14 protein-coding genes and 1 pseudogene are annotated in these 20,468 nt (G+C 64.7%); 7 read left to right on the top strand and 8 right to left on the bottom strand.

The window, feature by feature from the left end; all coding sequences use genetic code 11:
- Positions 1 to 17 precede the first annotated feature (17 nt).
- Positions 18 to 944, bottom strand: coding sequence for a 4-hydroxy-3-methylbut-2-enyl diphosphate reductase (ispH, locus tag I6F24_RS01925; RefSeq protein ID WP_036006084.1), 927 nt, complete (start codon positions 942 to 944; stop codon positions 18 to 20).
- 454 nt (positions 945 to 1,398) lie between these two features.
- Between ispH and I6F24_RS01920 the strand changes: the two genes are divergently transcribed.
- Positions 1,399 to 3,987 carry an MMPL family transporter gene (locus tag I6F24_RS01920; protein ID WP_109144425.1) on the top strand — a complete coding sequence of 863 codons (2,589 nt, stop codon included), beginning with the start codon at positions 1,399 to 1,401 and terminating at the stop codon, positions 3,985 to 3,987.
- Here the strand turns inward: I6F24_RS01920 and I6F24_RS01915 are convergent.
- Positions 3,955 to 4,617, bottom strand: coding sequence for a DUF2147 domain-containing protein (locus tag I6F24_RS01915; protein WP_036006080.1), 663 nt, complete (start codon positions 4,615 to 4,617; stop codon positions 3,955 to 3,957). The genes I6F24_RS01920 and I6F24_RS01915 overlap by 33 nt on opposite strands.
- A 141-nt stretch (positions 4,618 to 4,758) precedes the next feature.
- Here I6F24_RS01915 and hpnO point away from each other — a divergent pair, with 141 nt between their 5' ends.
- A complete protein-coding gene (gene hpnO, locus I6F24_RS01910) occupies positions 4,759 to 6,150 on the top strand; it encodes an aminobacteriohopanetriol synthase HpnO (protein WP_036006078.1) in 1,392 nt (463 codons plus the stop codon).
- Positions 6,151 to 6,188: 38 nt separating this feature from the next.
- Here the strand turns inward: hpnO and I6F24_RS01905 are convergent, their stop codons facing one another.
- Together I6F24_RS01905 and I6F24_RS01900 are read right to left on the bottom strand one after the other, a co-directional pair.
- Positions 6,189 to 7,070, bottom strand: a complete 882-nt coding sequence (locus I6F24_RS01905) for an alpha/beta hydrolase (RefSeq protein ID WP_036023102.1) — start codon at positions 7,068 to 7,070, stop codon at positions 6,189 to 6,191.
- 13 nt (positions 7,071 to 7,083) lie between these two features.
- The gene (locus I6F24_RS01900; protein ID WP_036006074.1) at positions 7,084 to 8,703 is read right to left on the bottom strand and encodes a GMC family oxidoreductase N-terminal domain-containing protein; all 1,620 of its coding nucleotides are present in this window, start codon (positions 8,701 to 8,703) and stop codon (positions 7,084 to 7,086) included.
- Between the two features lie 171 nt (positions 8,704 to 8,874).
- Here I6F24_RS01900 and I6F24_RS01895 point away from each other — a divergent pair, with 171 nt between their 5' ends.
- The gene (locus I6F24_RS01895; protein WP_225113506.1) at positions 8,875 to 10,047 is read left to right on the top strand and encodes a M20 aminoacylase family protein; all 1,173 of its coding nucleotides are present in this window, start codon (positions 8,875 to 8,877) and stop codon (positions 10,045 to 10,047) included.
- A gap of 104 nt (positions 10,048 to 10,151) precedes the next feature.
- Here I6F24_RS01895 and I6F24_RS01890 read toward each other — a convergent pair whose 3' ends face one another.
- Together I6F24_RS01890 and I6F24_RS01885 are read right to left on the bottom strand one after the other, a co-directional pair.
- Positions 10,152 to 11,594, bottom strand: a complete 1,443-nt coding sequence (locus I6F24_RS01890; protein WP_225149890.1) for a UdgX family uracil-DNA binding protein — start codon at positions 11,592 to 11,594, stop codon at positions 10,152 to 10,154.
- Complete coding sequence (locus I6F24_RS01885; protein WP_036023108.1) at positions 11,594 to 12,829, bottom strand: putative DNA modification/repair radical SAM protein; 1,236 nt, start codon at positions 12,827 to 12,829, stop codon at positions 11,594 to 11,596. The genes I6F24_RS01890 and I6F24_RS01885 overlap by 1 nt, the downstream gene beginning before the upstream one ends.
- A 162-nt stretch (positions 12,830 to 12,991) precedes the next feature.
- Here I6F24_RS01885 and I6F24_RS01880 point away from each other — a divergent pair, with 162 nt between their 5' ends.
- The 3 genes from I6F24_RS01880 to I6F24_RS01870 are packed head-to-tail and all read left to right on the top strand — an operon-like array spanning position 12,992 to position 18,733.
- Positions 12,992 to 13,780, top strand: coding sequence for a DNA repair protein (locus I6F24_RS01880; RefSeq protein ID WP_225149889.1), 789 nt, complete (start codon positions 12,992 to 12,994; stop codon positions 13,778 to 13,780).
- Complete coding sequence (locus I6F24_RS01875) at positions 13,677 to 15,272, top strand: DNA polymerase Y family protein (RefSeq protein WP_225149888.1); 1,596 nt, start codon at positions 13,677 to 13,679, stop codon at positions 15,270 to 15,272. Before I6F24_RS01880 ends, I6F24_RS01875 begins: the two co-directional genes overlap by 104 nt.
- Entirely contained in the window at positions 15,269 to 18,733 is a 3,465-nt protein-coding gene (locus I6F24_RS01870) for an error-prone DNA polymerase (RefSeq protein WP_225149887.1), read from the top strand. Before I6F24_RS01875 ends, I6F24_RS01870 begins: the two co-directional genes overlap by 4 nt.
- Before the next feature lie 166 nt (positions 18,734 to 18,899).
- Here the strand turns inward: I6F24_RS01870 and I6F24_RS01865 are convergent, their stop codons facing one another.
- On the bottom strand, positions 18,900 to 19,670 hold the full coding sequence (locus tag I6F24_RS01865) for an SDR family oxidoreductase (RefSeq protein ID WP_057027153.1): 771 nt from the start codon (positions 19,668 to 19,670) through the stop codon (positions 18,900 to 18,902).
- Between the two features lie 200 nt (positions 19,671 to 19,870).
- Positions 19,871 to 20,158, bottom strand: coding sequence for a hypothetical protein (locus tag I6F24_RS01860; protein WP_036006055.1), 288 nt, complete (start codon positions 20,156 to 20,158; stop codon positions 19,871 to 19,873).
- A 90-nt stretch (positions 20,159 to 20,248) separates the two neighbouring features.
- On the opposite strand from I6F24_RS01860, the pseudogene I6F24_RS01855 reads away from it, so the two are divergent.
- A pseudogene (locus I6F24_RS01855) lies at positions 20,249 to 20,464 on the top strand (CoA transferase); the annotation flags it as partial.
- Between the last annotated feature and the right edge of the window lie 4 nt (positions 20,465 to 20,468).

The following is a 20,468-nucleotide window of genomic DNA, read 5'->3' as shown; positions in this document are numbered from 1 at the left end:
TTTTCAATTCGGGTGGGTCAGCTCGCGGCCAGTTGGGCCGGAAGCCGGAATTCGATGTTTTCCTCGCGGCCCGGCAACACCGAGACCTTCACCGGTCCGATCCGCCGCATCGCTTCGATCACGTCATCCACGAGTACCTCGGGCGCCGAAGCGCCGGCCGTGACGCCGACGGTCCTGGCATCCTTCAACCACTCCGGATTGAGCTCGCTGCCGTCGGCAATCAAATAACTCGCGACGCCGGCCTCAGTGCCGATTTCGCGGAGCCGGTTCGAGTTCGAGCTGTTGGCAGCGCCCACCACCAAGATCACGTCGACCAGCTTGCTCAAGTCCCTTACCGCAGATTGGCGGTTCTGTGTCGCATAGCAGATATCCCGGATATCCGGACCTTGAATGTCTGTAAAGCGGGCCTGAAGGGCCGCGATGATGTCCTTGGTGTCGTCGACCGACAGGGTGGTCTGGGTGATGTAGGCCACTGGCGTATCCGCCGGCAGGGTCAGCGCCTTAACCTCTTCAACGCTCTGGACAAGCTGCACCGGCCCCGGGACCTGGCCCATCGTGCCCTCGACCTCGGGATGGCCGGCGTGGCCGATCAGGATCAGGGTGCGGCCCTTACCGATGTAGCGCTTCCCCTGATTGTGAACTTTCGTAACCAGCGGGCAGGTGGCATTGAGCACCGGAAGGTCGCGCGCGACGGCCTCTTCCTCGACGCTGCGGGCGACGCCATGCGCGCTGAACACCGTCACCGCCTTCGGCGGTACCTCGGAGAGTTCCTCGACGAAGATGGCTCCTTTGGCCTTCAGGCTCTCGACGACGTATTTGTTGTGCACGATCTCATGGCGCACGTAGACGGGCGGGCCGTACTTCTCCAGCGCCCGCTCCACGATTTCGATTGCTCGTACCACCCCCGCGCAGAAGCCGCGCGGTTGCGCCAGATAAACTTCCATTGGACGCCCATCACGCAAGTTGCACCAATCCGCTCTTTGCAGTCCCCAAGCGGCACTCCGATACTGACCAATGAGTTGCAATATCCGCACCATTGGTTCGCGCCTGCGGTAGCCACCCACCCTGTGGACGGCTCCGGCGCATGGAGGCGCAATACTTTGTGTCAAAAAATCGGCGGTAGGGGAAGGTGGAACCGCTGAGGAGGCGTCTATGAGGTATTTTAGTAGGGATTGCGGTGTGCCTGCGTGCGCGACATTCCTGCATAGTCCTTCGTCACGTTCCCGCCTCAACTGCCTGGCTATACCGGCCGCCCCGCATGATTTTGCCACGGTCTCCCGCCGTTTACCTCGAACCTTCTGGCGGCGAGAACCACCCAAAACAGCAATAGGTTTCGGCCGGGAACTCCGATAAACAGCGGGCGTTTCCGGCAAGCTGTTAACCGCAGAAAGAAAAGAAGTGCTGCAAAGCGTCGTCGTTGCCATCGTCAGGGCCTGCACCCGGTTTGCCTCCCTCGTCGTCGTTCTCGGGCTCCTGCTGTCGGTGGGGGCGGGCTATTACGCTGCGCGCCACTTTGCCATCAACACCGATATCAACTCGCTGATTGCCCAGAATCTGGACTGGCGGCAGCGTGACCAGCAATTCGACAAGGCGTTCGATCAGAACGAAATGATCCTCGCTGTGGTCGAGGCCAGGACGCCGGAAATGGCGAGCGCCGCGGCAGACGCGCTCTATGCCAGGCTGAAGGACGACAGGACCAACTTCCACTCGATGCAGCAGCTCGGCAGCGGCGCGTTCTTCGAGCGGAACGGCCTGTTGTTCCTGCCGACCGAGGAGGTCGGCAAGATCACCGGCCAGTTCGAAGCCGCCGCGCCGCTGATCGAGATCATGGCCGGCGATCCCTCGATCCGCGGCCTGACCGGGGCGCTGGAGACCGGCCTTGCTGGCGTCAAGCGGGGCCAGGTCAAGCTCGACAGCACCGAGCGGCCCTTCAACCTGATCGCGCAGACAGTCGAGACCGTGCTCAACAAGGGCAACGCCAGCTTCTCCTGGCGCGAACTCGTCAGCGACGAGCCGCTCAAGGATTCCGACAAGCGCACCTTTATCGAGTTCAAGCCGATTCTCGACTACAACGCGCTGGAGCCCGGCAAGGATGCGACCGACGCGATCCGGAAAGCGGCGGCGGATCTAGATTTTGCTGGCAAATACCAAGCGCGGGTGCGGCTGACCGGTCCGGTGCCGATCGCCAACGAGGAATACGCGACCGTTCAGGAGGGCGCGGTCGTCAACGCCGTCGGCACGATTCTCGTCGTGCTGGTCATCCTATGGCTCGCGCTGCATTCGTCGAAGATCATCTTCGCGGTGTTCGTCAATCTGTTCGTCGGCCTGGCGATCACGACAGCGGCCGGCCTGATGATGGTCGGATCGTTCAACCTGCTGTCGATCGCGTTCGCGGTGCTGTTCGTCGGCTTAGGGGTCGACTTCGGCATCCAGTACAGCGTCCGCTACCGCTCGGAGCGCTACAAGCACGATGATCTCGCGGGCGCGCTGGTGCTGGCAGCCAAGCGCTCCGCGGTGCCGCTGTCGCTGGCGGCGATGGCGACGGCCGCGGGCTTCCTTTGCTTCATGCCGACCGACTACAAGGGCATCGCAGAGCTCGGCCAGATCGCCGGCGTCGGCATGCTGGTGGCGTTCATCTCGTCGATCACCGTGCTGCCGGCGCTGCTCAAGCTTTTGAACCCGCCCGGCGAGCCGGAGCCTGTCGGGTACGCCTTCCTGGCGCCGCTCGATCACTTCCTGGAAAAGCATCGGGTGCTGATCGTCGGCGGCACGCTGCTGCTCGCGCTCGGCGGCCTGCCGCTGCTCTACTTCATGAAGTTCGACTTCAACCCGATGAACCTGCGCAATCCGCACGCCGAGTCGATCGCCACCTTCCTCGATCTGCGCAAGGACCCCAATACTGGTGCCAATGCCATCAACGTGATGACCACGTCCGAGGAGCAGGCAAGGCAGGTCGAGGCGAAGCTGGAGAAGGTGCCCGAGGTGCTGAGGGTGATGTCGCTCGACAGCTTCGTGCCGCAGGACCAGCCGCCGAAGCTGAAGCTCATCGCGCAGGGCGCCAAGGTGCTGAATCCGGCGCTCAACCCCGATCAGATCGACGCGGCGCCGACGGACCAGGAGAATGTCGAATCGCTGAAATCGTCGGTCGACAATCTGCGCCGGACCGCGGGCGACGCGAAGGGCCCGGGCGCTGTTGCCTCGCGCCGTCTTGCCGACGCGCTCGAGAAGCTCGCCAACGGCGACGAGGCCACGCGCAACAAGGCGCAGGACGTGTTCGTCGCGCCATTGAAGATCGTGTTCGACCAGCTCAGGAACGCGATGCAGGCAGGTCCCGTCACCCTGAGCTCGCTGCCGCCCGATCTCGTCAGCGCCTGGAAGAGCAAGGACGGCATCATCCGCGTCGAGGCGCTGCCCAAGGGCGATCCCAACGACAACGATACGCTGCGCAAATTCGCGGCGGCGGTTCTCCAGGCCGAGCCGACTGCGATCGGCGGTCCGGTCTCGATCCTGAAATCCGGTGACACCGTTGTGAAGGCGTTCATCCACGCCGGCATCTATGCGCTGCTGGTGATCGGGCTGCTGCTGTGGATCACGCTGCGCCGCTTCGTCGACGTGCTGATGACGCTGGTGCCGCTGCTGGTTGCCGGCGCGGTGACGCTCGAGATCTGCGTGTTGATCGGCCTGCCGCTCAACTTCGCCAACATCGTCGCGCTTCCGCTGCTGCTCGGCGTCGGCGTCGCCTTCAAGATCTATTATGTCGTGGCCTGGCGCTCGGGCAGGACGAACCTGCTCCAGACCAGCCTGACGCGCGCGATCTTTTTCAGCGCGCTGACGACCGCGACCGCGTTCGGCAGCCTGTGGCTGTCGAGCCATCCCGGCACGTCCAGCATGGGCAAGCTGCTGGCACTGTCGCTGGTGACGACGCTCGCCGCCGTGCTGCTGTTCCAGCCGGCCCTAATGGGCAAACCCCGCAATCTCAGCGAGTAGGCAGATGTCGCCGACCGGGTCGGCGGCGCCCTTCTGACCGGGCTTGGCTGCGCCGGCGGCCTTGGGAGCTGCGGGCGCAGGCGTGGTGGTGCCGCTCCCGGCTTGGGCTGCTTGGGCCCCTTGCCCCGCTTGCCCCCCTTGGGGCTTCGGCGCAGTGCCGCTGGATTTCGCTGCGCCCTTGGCCATTGCGTTGGCAGGGCTCGAAGGGATCGGCGGGCCGACCCGGGTCCAGGTTTCGCCGCCGCAGAGGAAGCCCATGACGCAGCCCTTGATCTCGAGCTGGTCGGGACCGGCCGGCGTGATGGTCGCGCTGTAGAGCTGGCCGTCCTTGGCGTTGTAGACCTGTCCTTCCCACTGATCGACGCCGGGCTTCTTCTTCATGTCGATCAGGGTTGCCATGCCGAGCGTCGGCCTGTTCTTTTTCGAGGCGTCCGGATTGTTCTCGTCGCGTCCGCCGGGCTGTTTTTCCCAGGAAACCGCGCCCCACATGCTGCCATAGCATTGGGCGACGCGAATGTTGGCAACGCCGTCGGCGACCCGCCAGTCGCCGGTCGGATCCGCGGCGAGCGCGGGCGTCAGGCCGGCGTAACCGCCAGCCAGTATTAGTCCGGTGTAAAGGGCCAAACGCATGTGTGTTCCTTGGCAGTGCAACATGGTCTAAAGCTGTGCTTGCGAAGATGGTCCGAAAAAGGGCAAAAGGCCGCACAGACCGTTTTCAGTAACGGTCCGTTTTCAGTTGACGAGACGGCCCTCAACCGAAGTATGTAGCGGATGCACAGCCCAAATCCAGACATGTCTCAGCTATTCGCGGACCGTCAGGCCCAGCGCAGCACCCTGCATAACCGGTATCTGAACGAGCAGTTCGTCCGGGTTCTCAAGACCATCGGCTACGATGTCGGCTTTCAGAAGGGGCATGGGCAGTATCTCTACGACCGTGAGGGCGCGCGCTATCTCGACCTGTTGTCCGGCTTCGGCGTGTTTGCGATCGGGCGCAATCATCCGGTCATGCGCGAGGCGCTCAAGAGCGTGCTCGATGCCGACCTGCCCAACCTCGTCCAATTCGACGTCTCGACGCTCGCAGGTGTGCTGGCTGAGCGCCTCCTGAAATACGTTCCCTATCTCGACAAGGCGTTCTTCGCCAATTCCGGCGCCGAATGCGTCGAGGCCGCGATCAAGTTCGCGCGCGGCGCGACGGGGCGTCCCGGCATCGTCTATTGCGCGCACGGCTATCACGGACTGACCTACGGCGCGCTGTCGCTGACCGGCGATGCCAATTTCCGCACCGGCTTCGAGCCGCTGCTGCCGGGCTGCACCGCGATCCCGTTCAACGACCTGGCGGCGCTGGAAAAGGCGCTGGCCTCGCGCGAGGTCGCAGCCTTCGTGGTCGAGCCGATCCAAGGCAAGGGCGTCAACATGCCCACCGACGAGTTCCTGCCCGGCGCGGCCGCGCTCTGCAAGAAATACGGCACGCTGTTCGTCGCCGACGAGATCCAGACCGGCATGGGCCGCACCGGCCGCTTCCTCGCGGTCGAGCACTGGAACGTCGAGCCCGACATGGTGCTGCTATCGAAGTCGCTGTCGGGCGGCCACGTGCCGGTCGGCGCCGTGCTGACGCGCAAGAGCATCTTCGACAAGATCTTCAACCAGATGGACCGCGCGGTGGTGCACGGCTCCACCTTCTCCAAGAACGACCTCGCGATGGCCGCGGGCATAGCCACGCTCGACGTCATGGAATCGGAGAAGCTGATCGATGCGGCCGCCAAGCGCGGCGCCGAGCTGCGCCTCGCGCTGACGCGCATGGTGCCAGGCTACGAGCTGCTCAAGGAAGTCCGCGGCAAGGGCTTGATGATCGGTATCGAATTCGGCCCCCCGAAGTCGCTGCGCCTGCGGGCCTCCTGGAACGTGCTGGAGACCGCCAACAAGGGCTTGTTCTGCCAGCTCATCACCGTGCCGCTGTTCAAGGATCACAAGATCCTCACGCAAGTCGCCGGCCACGGCAGCCACACCATCAAGCTCTTGCCGCCGCTCACGATCACCGAGGAAGACTGCGCCTGGATCGAGCGCGCCTTCGACGACGTCATCGCCGGCAGCCACAAGGTCCCCGGTGCGATCTGGTCGCTCGGCAAGACGCTGGTGGACAACGCGGTGCGCAGGTCGGCTTAGAGACGTTCGCTCAGGCCGCCTCGGTCCGCGGCCGAACCTTATTTGGCAAACTCGCGCACGGCTTCCACCACGTGCTCCGGCACTTCCTGCGCGACGCAGTGGCCGGCATTCTCGAAAACCCGTGTGGTCACACCCGGGATCAGCGACACAGCGCGTCGCGCCATCTCCTTGTAGATTGGACCCGACTTCGCCGCTGTCGTGACGCGCACCGGGCAGTCGATCTCGCTGAGCATCGCGAACGGATTGCCGCGGGCATCCCCAATGTAGACCTGCTCCATCGCCTCGTAGATGGGAAGCAAGATCGCGGCTTCGATTTTGGGCGTGCAGCAGAGCCGGACGCGGCCGTCATCCAGGGGCGCGAAGCCGTGGCGCACATACGTCCGTAGCGAGGTTTCGGTCCAATCCGCAAACGCCGGTGCTGCGCGGTAACGTTCGAACACTGCGTCGGGACTGTCGAACTCGGCGCGTCGGCGTAGCGTGCCCTGCACGCGGGCGAGCGATTCTTCGCTCAATCCTCCGGAGCGCGCCGCGCGCGGGTCCATGACGGTCGGCTCCATCACGAACAGGCGTGCGAAGCGACCGGGCAGGAGTTTCGCCGCGAGAAGGAGATCGGTCGCACCCGCGCTGTGGCCGATCCCGTAGATGTCGCGGAGATCGAGCGTATCGACCACCCGGCAGATGTCGTCGGCGTAATCAAGGAAGTGATAGGCGCCGGGTTTGTGGCTTGCGCCATGACCGCGTCGGTCGAGGGCATAGACGGTGTAGGTCGATGCGAGCTCGCGCGCGACCTCGTGCCAGACGTCGGCGACGAAGCCGGTGCCGTGTACGAGCAGGGCAGGCGGCTTGCCGCTGTCGCCCCATTGCAGCATGGCGATCTCTGCGTCGGCGGGACCGATTGAGAAACGGTGCGGATCGATCATGAGCGATGGGATGCTACTTCGCATCCTCCAGAATCATCGTGGCGCCCTTCTCAGCGATCATCGCGGTCGGCGTGTTGGTGTTGCCCGAGGTGATCGTCGGCATGATCGAGGCATCGACGATGCGCAGGCCGTCGAGGCCGTAGAATCGCAACCGCTCGTCCACCACCGCCATTGGATCGTTCGCCGTGCCCATCTTCGCGGTGCCGACGGGATGGAAGATGGTGGTGCCGATGTCGCCGGCGGCTTTTGCGAGGGAGGCATCGTCGTCGCCGACGGAGGGGCCGGGCAGATATTCGCTGGGGCGATATTTGGCCAGCGCTTTCTGCTGCATCAGGCGCCGCGTGGTGCGAATGGCGTCGGCGGCGACCTGGCGGTCGTCGTCGGTCGACAGGTAATTTGGCGCGATGATCGGCTTCTCGTCAGGCGTTGTCGCGCGCAACCGCACAGTGCCGCGCGAGGTCGGTTGCAGATTGCACGCGCTCACCGTGATCGCAGGGAAACGGTGCAGGGGATCGCCGAACTTGTCGAGCGAGAGCGGCTGCACGTGGAATTGGATGTTGGCGCGGGCGCGCGTCGCATCGGAGCGCGTGAAGATGCCGAGCTGCGACGGCGCCATGGTGAGCGGGCCGCGGCGGCGGACAGCGTAGTCGAGCCCCATCAGGCCGCGGCGCAACAGATTGTAATAGGTCTCGTTCAGCGTGCGCACGCCCTCGACCTTGTAGATCGCGCGCTGTTGCAGGTGATCCTGCAGATTGCGCCCGACGCCGGGCTTGTCCATGACGATGTCGATGCCGAGCGGCGACAGCCAGTCGGCCGGTCCAATGCCGGAGCGATGCAGCACCTGCACCGAGCCGATCGAGCCTGCCGAGAGCACCACCTCGCGCTTTGCGCGCGCCTCGATGATCTCGCCGTTCTGGATGAAGCGCACGCCGACGGCGCGGCCCTGCTCGATGATGAGGCGGTCGACCAGCACGTGCTTCTCGAGCCGCAGATTGGGGCGCCTCAAGGCCGGCTTGAGGAAGCCGCGCGCCGAGGACCAGCGCCGGCCGCGCTTCTGGTTGACGTGGAAATAGCTGGTGCCTTCGTTGTCGCCGGTGTTGAAATCCGGGATGCGCTTGATGCCCATCTCCTCGGCGGCGTCACCGACCGCGTCGAGAATGGCCCATGACAGCCGCGGCGCTTCGATACGCCAGCCACCGCCGGCGCCGTGATGCTCGCTGGCGCCGAGGAAGTGGTCCTCGAGGCGCTTGAACAACGGCAGCACGTCGTCATAGCCCCAGCCGGTCAGGCCAAGCTGGCGCCAATGATCGTAGTCGGCAGCCTGTCCGCGCATCGAGATCATGGCGTTGATCGCCGAGCAGCCGCCGATCACCTTGCCGCGCGGATAGGCCAGCGAGCGGCCGTTCAGGCCGGGCTCGGCCTCGGTCTTGAACATCCAGTCCGAACGCGGATTGCCGATCGCGAAGAGATAGCCGACCGGGATATGGAACCAGATCCAGTTGTCGTCGCCACCAGCTTCAAGGATGAGAACGCGGTTGCCTGGGACAGCCGACAGCCGGTTGGCGACGATGCAGCCCGCGGTGCCGGCTCCGACGACAATGTAGTCAAACTCACCTTCAAGTCGCCTCGGCATTCTGCTTCCACCCGGATGGTCTCTTTGCTTTCCGTTAATAGGCAGACGCAGCCGACCGGGACAAGCCCGGCCATGCCGGGTGAACAGGGCTAGACCCCGATTGCCGGCGGTTGGGTGGACCGACGCTTGCATGGTAGACAGACCTGCATTTCCAACAGTTCGAGACCTTCCATGCCCATCGTGAACCGCGTCGCCGACCTTCAACCCGATATCCAGGCCTGGCGGCGGGACATCCATCAGCACCCCGAGCTGTTGTACGATGTCCACCGCACCGCAGCATTCGTTGCTGACCGGTTGCGGGAGTTCGGCTGCGACGAAGTCGTGACCGGTCTCGGCCAGACCGGCGTCGTCGGCGTTATCAAGGGCAACAAGCCGACCGGCGAGGGGCTCAAGGTGATCGGCATGCGTGCCGACATGGACGCGCTGCCGGTCGAGGAGCAGACCAATCTGCCTTACGCCTCCAAGATCCCCGGCAAGATGCACGCCTGCGGCCATGACGGCCACACCGCGATGCTGCTCGGCGCGGCCCGCTATCTCGCCGAGACGCGCAATTTCGCGGGCGATGCCGTGGTGATCTTCCAGCCCGCCGAGGAGGGTGGCGCCGGCGGCGCGGCCATGGTCAAGGACGGCCTGATGGAGCGGTTCGGCATCGAACAGGTCTATGGCATGCACAACGGCCCGGGCATCCCGGTCGGCTCGTTCGCGATCAGGCCAGGCCCCATCATGGCGGCGACCGACGAGGTCGACATCATGATCGAGGGCGTCGGCGGCCACGCCGCGCGTCCGCACAAATGCATCGATTCCGTGCTGGTCGGCGCGCAGGTGATCACGGCCCTGCAGTCGATCGTCTCGCGCAGCGTCGATCCCCTGGAATCGGCGGTCGTATCGATTTGCGAATTCCACGCCGGCAACGCCCGCAATGTCATTCCGCAGACTGCGACCCTGAGAGGCACCATCCGCACGCTGTCGCCGGAGGTGCGCAAGCTGGTCGAGAAGCGCGTGCATGAAGTCGTGGCGGGCATGGCGCAGATCACGGGCGCCAAGATCGACCTGCACTACAAGCGCAATTATCCGGTCGTGAACAATCATGCGGCGGAGACCGAGGTGGCACGGCGCATCGCCACGCAGGTCGCGGGCGAGGCCCATGTCCACGAGATGGCGCCGCTGATGGGCGGCGAGGATTTCGCCTACATGCTGGAAGCGCGGCCCGGCGCCTTCATCTTCTGCGGCAACGGCGACAGCGCCGGCCTGCATCATCCCGCCTACAATTTCAACGACGAGGCGATCGTCTACGGCACGTCCTATTGGGTGAAGCTGGTCGAGGAGCAGCTCGCGGCGTCGTAGGACCGGGTCCGAAGCACAGATGAAGGGCCCGTGCATTCCACGGGTCCTTGTCTATTTGAGAAATCGGATCGTCGACAACGGCGTGAAGCCATTTCCCACTGTATTCACGCAGCCCGTGCGGCCTTCTTCTGCAGGCCGGCGGCGATCTTCAGATCTTCGACGAAGCGCCGATATTCCAGAACCTTGGCTTCGGGATCAGGCAGTCGCAGCAAATAGGACGGGTGCACGGTCACCAGCGCCTTGCGGCCTTCGGGAAGCTCGATCAGCCGGCCGCGGTTCTTGCCGATGGGGGTGATCTTGCCGAACACGCTCTGCGCGGCAGTGGCGCCCATTGCCACGATGAGATCGGGCTGGATCGCCGATACTTCCCGCTCATACCATTGCCGGCACGCCCGGATCTCAGGTGTGTTCGGCTTCTGGTGCAGGCGGATCTTTCCGCGCGGCACGAATTTGAAGTGCTTCACCGCGTTGGTGACATAGACCTTCTTGCGGTCGACGCCGGCCTCCTCCAGTGCGCGATCGAGCATTTGCCCGGCCGGGCCGACGAAGGGATGGCCGGCGAGGTCTTCCTTGTCGCCGGGCTGCTCGCCGACCAGCATGATGTTGGCATTCTTCGGCCCTTCGCCGAACACGGTCTGTGTCGCGTCCTTGTAGAGATGGCAGGCGCGGCAATGCGCGGCCTCCTCGCGGAGCGTTTCGAGATCGTCGGCAGCTGACTTGCGTTTCATCGGAGCCTCCGGCCGCTTCTGAGGCTTGTGCGTATCGGTTGCGGCATTGGCGATCATGGCGCCGGTCATGCGCTCGGCGTCCTCGATCAAGGGCTTAATGATCGAAGCCTCGGGCAGGTTCCTCCAATATTTCTTCGGCATCTCGGCCTGCATCGCCTTCACCTTGAGCCGGGCCGGATTGAAGATGCTGGCATAGTAGCGCCGCCAGGTTTCCTCCAGCCGGTCTTCGCCCGGCGCCTCGCTCTTGCTGACGCCCGGCGTGAACGAGAGCGCATGGCCGTCCCAATGCGCGCAGAGGTCCGGCGTCAGGATCGACCAGGGCATGTCGGCAAAGCGCTTGGCGAAGAACGGCGCGGCGAGCTCGACGACGTGATGCTCCGGCTCGAACCAGGCGACGTAGTGCGCCTGGCGTTCCCGGCCGATCTCGCGGAAGCGCACGAAGGCATGCATCTTGTGCTCGTCGCGATAGACCGCTTTCGCCATGGCCGTGACAAGCGCGACATCGGGGTCGGTCGCGACCTCAATGAGATCGTGATTGTCCTTCAGCCGGAACAGCAGGCGATACAGGATCGCAAAGCGCTCGCCGTCGCGATGCAGGATCGCCGCCTTGGCAAGCTCGACGAATTTTGCCGAGACGGTGAACGTGCCGTCGTTCACCTCGAGGATTGGAGACGGCGAGGACGGTGCGAACAGCTCGGCTTCGTGGCCCTGCACGGTCCAGGTGACCGCGCCGGGCGGCACGTGATGGAGCACGAGGCTGCGCGCGGCTTTGCGCCAGCCGTCGAAATCGGTTTCGGTGTCGAGCATGATGTACTGCATCAGAAGCCAAATCCCAGTTGCGTTGCTTTCGGCTTGAACCGTTCGATCAACCCGGCGGCATCGAGACGATGCGGTGAGGGACGGTGATCGCTGAGGACGATGAACGGCAGCGCCTTGTTGCGGGGCACATGCAGCCGCGCGAGATCGGCGAGGCGGATCGTGGTGGTGCGCCGCGTCGCGAGGATGCGTTCGACCGTCCTGGTGCCGAAGCCCGGAACGCGCAGCAGCTCCTCGCGGCTGGCGCGGTTGACGTCGAGCGGGAAGCGGTCGCGGTGGCGCAGCGCCCAGGCCAGCTTGGGATCGATGTCGAGCGGCAGCATCGCGCTGTCGTCGACGATCTCGCCGACATCGAAGCCGTAGAACCGCATCAGCCAGTCGGCCTGGTAGAGCCGGTGCTCGCGCAGCAGCGGCGGCGCGCGCAGGGGCAGCGCGCGGCTGGCATCGGGGATCGGGCTGAAGGCGGAGTAATAGACGCGCCGCAGCCGGTAGGCGCCGTAGAGATTGGCGCTGGTGTGGAGAATGGTGTGATCGGAGGCGCTATCTGCGCCGACGATCATCTGCGTGCTTTGTCCGGCGGGCGCGAAGCGCTGCGGTTTGGCCTTCGTCTTGGCGCTGCGGCTCTCCTCGGCCTCGTCCAGCTTCAGCCGCAGCCGGCCCATGGTGCGGCGGATCGCGCGCACGTCCTTCTCCGGCGCGAATTGCTGCAGGCTCGTCTCCTCAGGCATCTCGATGTTGATCGAAAGGCGGTCGGCATATTTGCCGGCCTCGGCGATCAGCGCGTCGTCGGCCTCGGGAATGGTCTTCAGATGGATGTAGCCGCGGAAATGATGCTCCTCGCGCAGTTTTCGCGCGACGCTCACCACTTGCTCCATCGTGTAATCAGGGCTGCGGATGATGCCGGAGGAGAGAAACAGGCCCTCGATGTAATTGCGCCGGTAGAAGTCGAGCGTGAGCCTGACCAATTCGTCGATGGTGAAGCGGGCGCGTGGGACATTCGAGGAGGCGCGGTTGACGCAATAAAGGCAATCGTAATTGCAGGCGTTGGTCAGCAGCACCTTGAGCAGGGAGATGCAGCGTCCGTCCGGCGCGTAGGAATGGCAGATGCCCATGCCCGGCGCGGTCGAGCCCATGCCCTTGCCGTCGCTGGAATCCCGCTTCTCGGTACCGCTGGAGGCGCAGGATGCGTCGTATTTGGCGGCATCCGCCAGAATCTCCAGCTTGCGTTGTACGTCCATGTTTGAATCTCTTTGATTCCGCTCATGAATCTTTGGATGCGCCAATTCGATTGACTCTGCCGGCGCCGTTAGCTTTATATTAGAACATATCATGAACAAATGAGCCAGCCGCTGGTTCTCTTTTTGAGAGCCATCGGCAATCACCTCTGAGGAGCGGCGAGCATGAGCGGCGCACGTATGAGCGCGCTTGCGATCCTGCGCGGCCAGATCGAGCGCATCGAGACGGCGGAAGTCGTGCATCCGCGCGATCGCATCGTACTCGGCCATGGCGCGGCCGACGCCGCGCTGAAGGGCGGGCTCGCGCGCGCGGCGATCCACGAGGTGTTTTGCGAGGGGCGACAGGGCGCGGCCGCGACGGGGTTTGTCATGGGCCTTGCGGGACGCGTGAGCGCACGCCGGCCGCTATTGTGGGTGCGGCAGGATTTTTCGGAGCTCGAAACCGGCGCGCTGTCGATGAGCGGGCTATCCGAGCTCGGCCTCGATCCGCGCTGTGTGGTGATGGTGCGCGCCGCCGATGTCGAGAGCGCGCTACGCACCTCGGCCGACGCGCTCGCCTGCGATGCGCTGGGCGCCGTCGTGCTCGAGCTCTGGGGCGAGACCAGGCAGTTCGATCTGGTGGCGAGCCGCAAGCTGACGCTGGCCGCGCAAGGCTCGGGCGTGACCGGCCTCTTGCTGCGGATGGCCGCGCAGCCGCTGCCCTCGACCGCGGAGACACGATGGATGCTGCGTGCGGCGCCTTCGCCGCCGGGCTCGGTGTGGAGTGCCTGGGGCGCGCCGGTGTTCGATGCCGAGCTCTTGCGCAATCGTCATGGCCCCTGCGGCCGGTGGATCATGGAATGGAATTGTGATGAGTGCCAGTTCAGTGAACCGTCGACGTATCCTCAGCCTGTGGCTGCCGCGCCTGCCCATCGACAGGATCCAGCGGTTCCTTGGCAGCGCCGGGCTGGGTAAAACCAACCATGAGCCGAGCATTGTCGTCATCAAGGACAACAATGCGCTGGTGATCCATGCGCTGGACGAGGCCGCCGAGCGCCTCGGCCTGTATATCGGCCAACCGCTGGCCAATGCGCGGGCGATGTGCCCGGATTTGCGTGTGTTCGACGCCGATACCGTGGCCGATACGAAGACGCTCAGCGACATCGCCGATTGGTGCGACCGCTTCACGCCGCTGGTGGCGCTCGATCCACCGCACGGGCTGTTCCTGGACATCACCGGTTGCGCGCATCTGTTCGGCGGCGAGGCCGCGCTGTTGCGGACATTGGTCCGGGCGCTCGACCGGCAAGGCTTTGCCGTCAGCGCGGCGATCGCGGGCACCTCGGTCTGCGCCCGCACGCTGACGCGGCAGGTATCCGGCACCATCGTGGCCGATGGCGGCGAGGCGGAGGCGATCAGGTCGTTTCCAGTCTCCGCGCTCGGTGCGGGTGAAGCCATCACCACCGGCCTGCGCCGTGCCGGGCTGAAGACCATCGGCGACGTCGCCTCGCGCAGCGCCTCCGAGATCACGGCGCGGTTCGGCGCGCGCTTCTCCACGCTGCTCGCCCATGCGCTGGGGCAGGGTGATGCGCCGATCAGCCCGCGCAAACCGCTGCCCGATTACATCGTCGAGAAGCGCTTTGCCGAGCCGATCGCAACCGACACCATGATCGCGATGACGCTGTCGCGGCTCGCCGACACGTTGATCGCGTCCATGGAGAAGCAGGGCAAAGGCGCGCGGCGGCTTGAAGCCGCGTTCTTCCGCACCGACGGCGTGGTGCGCACGATCACGGTCGAGACCGGGCGTCCGGTGACGCGAAGCGCCGTGGTCGACCGCTTGTTCCGCGAGCGGCTCGATGCCCTCGCCGATCCCCTCGATCCCGGTTTCGGCTTCGACATGGTGCGATTGTCGGCGAGCCGCACCGAGATCGTGGTGCAGGAGCAGCGCGATCTCGATGCCCATGTCCACGACAATGACGAACTCGCGGCGCTGATCGACCGCATCGCCGCGCGGATCGGCGGCAGGCGTGTCGTCGTGCACCTGCCGCAGGATACCCACATCCCCGAAAGCGCGGTGCTGGCCGCATCGGCGCAGCATCATCTCGCTGCTGCCATGCAGGCCGAATGGCCGGCGCGCGTCGCGAGCGAGCCGCCGCTGCGTCCCTTGCGGCTGTTCGACAAGCCGGAGCCGATCAAGGTGCCGTTCGCGACCGTGCCAGACGGTCCGCCGCATCAATTCACCTGGCGGCGCGCGCTGCATGCGGTGGTGCGGGTAGAGGGGCCCGAGCGCATCGCGATGGAATGGTGGCGGCAGGACGGCAAGCAGCTGACGCGGGATTATTTCCGCATCGAGGATGCCGAAGGCCTGCGCTTCTGGATCTTTCGCGACGGTCTCTATGAAGGCGAGGTGTTCGACGGTGACGGCAAGCCTGCGTCTCCCGGCTGGTATGTGCACGGTCTCTTCGCATGAATACGCTTAGCTATGCCGAGATCGGCATCACCACCAATTTCTCCTTCCTGCGCGGCGGCTCGGATCCGCGCGCCTATGTGCATCAGGCGAGCAAGCTCGGGATTCCCGCGATCGGCATTGCCGACCACAACACGCTTGCCGGCGTGGTGCGCGCCTATCAGGAGCTCGACAATGACGAGGTGCTGCACAAGCCGAAACTGTTGATCGGCGCTCGCATCGTCTTCATCGACGGCACGCCCGACATCCTGGTCTATCCACGCGATCGCGCGGCCTATGGCCGGCTGTGCCAGCTCCTGACAAGGGGCAAGCGTGGCGATGACATCACGCGGATCGAAAAGGGCGAGTGTCATCTCAGGCTTGACGATCTCCTGGAATTCTCGGAAGGCCAGCTCCTGGTGTTGACGCTGCCGCATCGTTTCGAGCTGGCGCGGGCGCTGGATGTCCTCGCAAAGCTGAAGGCGAGCCGTGCCGAGGGCGTGTGGCTGGCGGCGAGCCTGCTCTATCGCGGCGACGACAAGCGTCGCCTCTTGCGGCTCGATGATCTCGCCGCAAAGGCCAAGGTGCCGCTGCTCGCGACCAACGAGGTGCTGTATCACGATCCCGGCCGCCGTCCGCTCCAGGACGTGCTGACCTGCATTCGGGAAAAGACCACGATCGAGGCGATTGGGCGGAAGTTAGAGGCCAATGCCGAGCGCTTCCTGAAGACGCCGCGCGAAATGGCGCGGCTGTTCCGCGATTTTCCCGAGGCGATTGCGCAGACCATGCGCTTTGCGGACGCAATCGAGTTCTCGCTCGATCAGCTCAAGTATCAATATCCCGACGAGCCGGTACCGCCGGGCAAGACCGCGCAAGGGCATCTGGAGGATCTGACCTGGGCGGGCGTCGACAAATATTTCGGCGGCAAGATCGGCGACAAGCTGCGCGCCACCTTGAACAAGGAGCTCGCGCTGATCGCCGAGCTGAAATACGCGCATTACTTCCTCACCGTGCATGACATCGTCCACTACGCGCGCAGCCAGAACATTTTGTGCCAAGGGCGCGGCTCGGCGGCGAATTCGGCCGTGTGCTACGTGCTCGGCATCACCTCGGTCGATCCGACCAAGGTGGACCTCTTGTTCGAGCGCTTCATCTCCAAGGAGCGGCTGGAGCCGCCCGATATCGACGTCGATTTCGAGCATTCGCGCCGTGAGGAGGTGATGCAATATGTCTATCGCCGCTACGGCCGCCACCGCGCCGCGATCATCGCCACCGTCATCCACTACCGCCCGCGCAGCGCCATCCGCGACGTCGGCAAGGCGCTCGGCCTGACCGAGGACGTCACTGCCGCGCTCGCCGACACCGTTTGGGGCAGCTGGGGCAAGGGCCTCAACGACATGCAGGTCCGGCAGGCCGGGCTCGATCCGAACAATCCCATGATCAACCTCGCGATCGAGCTTGCGACCGAGTTGATCGAATTCCCGCGCCATCTGTCCCAGCATGTCGGCGGCTATGTGCTGACCCAGGACCGGCTCGACACCTATGTGCCGATCGGCAATGCCGCGATGGACGACCGCACCTTCATCGAATGGGACAAAGATGACGTCGATGCACTGAGCATGATGAAGGTCGACGTGCTGGCGCTGGGCATGCTGACCTGCATCAGGAAATGTTTCGATCTGATCGACCAGCACAAGGGCGAGCGTTTTATGCTGGCGAGCGTCCCGCAGGACGACCCCAGGGTTTACGACATGCTGTGCCGCGGGGAATCGCTCGGCGTGTTCCAGGTCGAGAGCCGCGCCCAGATGAACATGCTGCCGCGGCTGAAGCCGCGCACCTTCTACGATCTCGTCATCGAGGTCGCGATCGTGCGCCCCGGGCCGATCCAGGGCGACATGGTGCATCCTTATTTGCGGCGGCGGAACGGGCTGGAAAAGGTGAGCTATCCGTCTCCGTCGCCGGAGCATGGCGACAAGGACGAACTCTACAAGGTGCTGCACAAGACGCTCGGTGTCCCGCTGTTCCAGGAGCAGGCGATGCGCATTGCGATCGAGGCCGCGCATTTCACCTCCGAGGAAGCCAACGGCCTGCGCCGCTCGATGGCGACCTTCCGCAATGTCGGCACCATCGGCCAATATGAGGAGAAGCTGATCGGCAACATGGTGGCGCGCGGCTACGATCCCAACTTCGCCAAAAGCTGCTTTGACCAGATCAAGGGATTTGGATCCTACGGCTTTCCGGAGAGCCATGCCGCGAGCTTTGCACAGCTGGTCTACATTTCGTCGTGGCTGAAGCACTATCATCCCGACGCCTTCTGCTGCGGTCTGTTGAATTCGCAGCCGATGGGCTTTTATGCGCCGGCGCAGATCGTCAGCGACGCCCGCAAGAACGGCGTCGAGGTGCGCGACATCGACGTGTCCTACAGCTTTGCACAGAACACGCTGGAGGAGGGGAGCGGTCAGTATTGCGCCGTGCGCCTCGGCTTTCGCCAGATCGATGGATTCCACTGGCTGGACGAGGATGAGGAGCGCCTGAAGCGCTCTCAGTCGTCATTCCGGGGCGCGCGTAGCGCGAACCCGGAATCCATCGCGCCGCATACGCCTGGCGGAGGAATGGATTCCGGGCTCGACGCTGACGCGTCGCCCCGGAATGACGGTGTCGAGAAAGCCCAGGACTGGGCCGACCGCATCGTCGCCGCGCGAAACCGCCGTCCCTTCACCTCGCTGGAGGATTTCGCCCGCGACACCGGTCTGCCCAAGCGCGCGCTGATCCTCTTGGCGGATGCCGATGCGTTCCGCTCGCTCGGGCTCGACCGCCGCGAAGCGCTGTGGCAGGTGCGGCGGCTGCCCGACGACGTGCCGCTACCGCTGTTCGAGGCGGCGACCGCGCGCGAGCAGCCGGACGAAGGCGCAAAACCGCTGCCGGTGATGCCGCGCGCCGAGCAGGTGGTCGCGGACTACCAGACCATCCGGCTGTCGCTGAAGGGCCATCCGATGGAATTCCTGCGCGAGATGTTTACGCGCGAGCGCATCGTGGCCTGCAAGGAGATCAGCCATGAGAACGAGCGGCGCCGCGTCCGCTGCGCCGGTGTGGTCCTGGTGCGGCAGCGGCCGGGCAGCGCCAGCGGCGTCGTGTTCATGACGCTGGAGGACGAAACCGGCATCGCCAATGTCGTGGTCTGGCCCAAGATCATGGAGCAGTACCGGAAAGAAGTGATGGGCGCGCGCCTCATCCTGGTCGAAGGCTACATCCAGAGCAGCCCCGAAAAGGTGACGCATCTCATCGCCCAGCGCATGATCGACCGCTCGCACGATCTGGTCGGCCTCGCCAACGATGCGCTCGGCCGCAAGCATCCGCTGCCCGCAGGCGCCACCGTGGTCGAACCGCTGAACGAAGACCCTCGCGCGCTTACGGACATGCCCGCGCAAAAAATCCGTCACCCCCGCAACGTCCGTATCCTGCCGCCCTCGCGGGATTTTCATTGAGCGAGCGCGGGCTACTGCCGACGTTTGTTGCGATGATTGCGCCTCATTCTCAGTCGTCATGCCCGGGCTTGACCCGGGCATCCACGTCTTTCGGAGTGCGCAGCAGTGCGTGGATGGCCGGTCAAGCCCGGCCATGACGGAGGAGAGAGAGCTCGGCAAGCTGCCCTCAAAAATTCACCCTGTTCGAAATCGCGCCGTCCACGACGAAATTCGAACCCGTCGTGAATCCCGACACCGGGCTGGCCAGAAACACCGCCGCGCTCGCGATGTCCTGCGGCGTTGCCATGCGGCCGGTCGGGTTGCGCTTCATCGCGTCCTGGTACCGCTCCGGCATGTTCTTCTCGATCATCTCCCAGACGCCGCCTTTGAAATAGACGGTGCCGGGCGACACGACATTCACGCGGATCTTCTTCTTCGCGTATTGCCGCGCCAGTCCCTTGGCCATGTGGATCAGCGCGGCCTTGATCGGGCCGTAGGAGCTGGCCGTGTCCGCCTGCGCCGCGGAGATCGACGAGATGATCACGAAGGCCGCATCGCCGCTGCCGGCGCCGCTTGTCTCGAGGAATGGCCGGGCGGCGTCGAAGGCGTGCACGGCGCCGAGCACATCGAGCCGAAAGTTCTGCTCCCAGGATGCGGGATCGTGCCCTTGCGCCATTGCGCCGGCATTGGAGAACAGCATGTTGATGCCGCCGAGCTCTTGCGCAGCCGTCTCGATCCAGCTTTTCAGCGCCGCGCCGTCGGTGACGTCGACGGGGCCGCCGGTGGCGCGGATGCCGCCCGCCTTCAGCTCCGCGACGGTGGCCGCAACCTGATCGGCGTTTCGCGCGCACACCGCGACATTGGCGCCTTCGCCGGCCAGCGTCGCCGCAATCGCCCGCCCGATGCCACGCGTGCCGCCGAGCACGACGGCGTTCTTGCCTTTGAGACCGAGATCCATTGTTGGCTCCTTTTTGTTGGTGCTGCGAGTGTAGCTGTTTCGCGAGGCGCCCAGAAGCCTCCACGTCGTCATTGCGAGCCACCGGGTCCGCGCAAAGCGCGGCCCGATGACAGGCTCCGCGAAGCAATCCAGAAATGCATCCGCGGAAGCATCCTGGATTGCTTCGTCGCAAGGGCTCCTCGCAATGACGCAGAGAGACTTCACTCCGGCGCCGCTCCCACCGGCGGGCCGCCGGGCGGGCGGTGCAGGAAGGTCAACGAAGCATAGGCGCCGGCCCAGGAGCCGATTGCGGCAAAGGCAACGTAGAAGACGTTCTCGGTGTAGCTGATCACGGCGTAAGAGGAGAGCAGGTACCAGACCGCGCTCCAGTTCGCCGCCGGGATGCGCTTGCGCGCGATCACGGCCGAGGTGAACATGACATAGACGGCGTCGGTGGCCGCAGTCGCGATGAACACGGCACCTGCGATGAGGGGATCGATGGCGGCCATTGCAATCCTTTCTGCGATCATGACACGGTCGCGAAAAGTACAGCAAATGAGCGGGGAGAGAAGCAGCCATGCAGAGCCCCGCCGACATTCTGGCTGTGGAATCTCGGCCGGCTCGAGGGCGGATTGAATACCCCGGATGTTACGGGAGAGGCTGTACATGCTGCGTTCATAGAGCACATGCAATTTGGCTTCGGCACGTTGAAGGCGGTGCAGCATTCCGCTCGGCTGTCGAAGACGCCGGCGCAATGGAGCCGTCCGGCGATGCCGCTCGGCAGTCATCCGGCACAATGGCCGGGCCGAAGCTGACATG

It is taken from the genome of Bradyrhizobium sp. BRP23 (genome assembly GCF_020194135.1).
Classification (GTDB): Bacteria; Pseudomonadota; Alphaproteobacteria; order Rhizobiales; family Xanthobacteraceae; genus Bradyrhizobium; species Bradyrhizobium yuanmingense.
The sequence above is the reverse complement of the archived record's forward strand: the minus strand, read 5'-3'. Positions and strand labels throughout refer to the sequence as shown.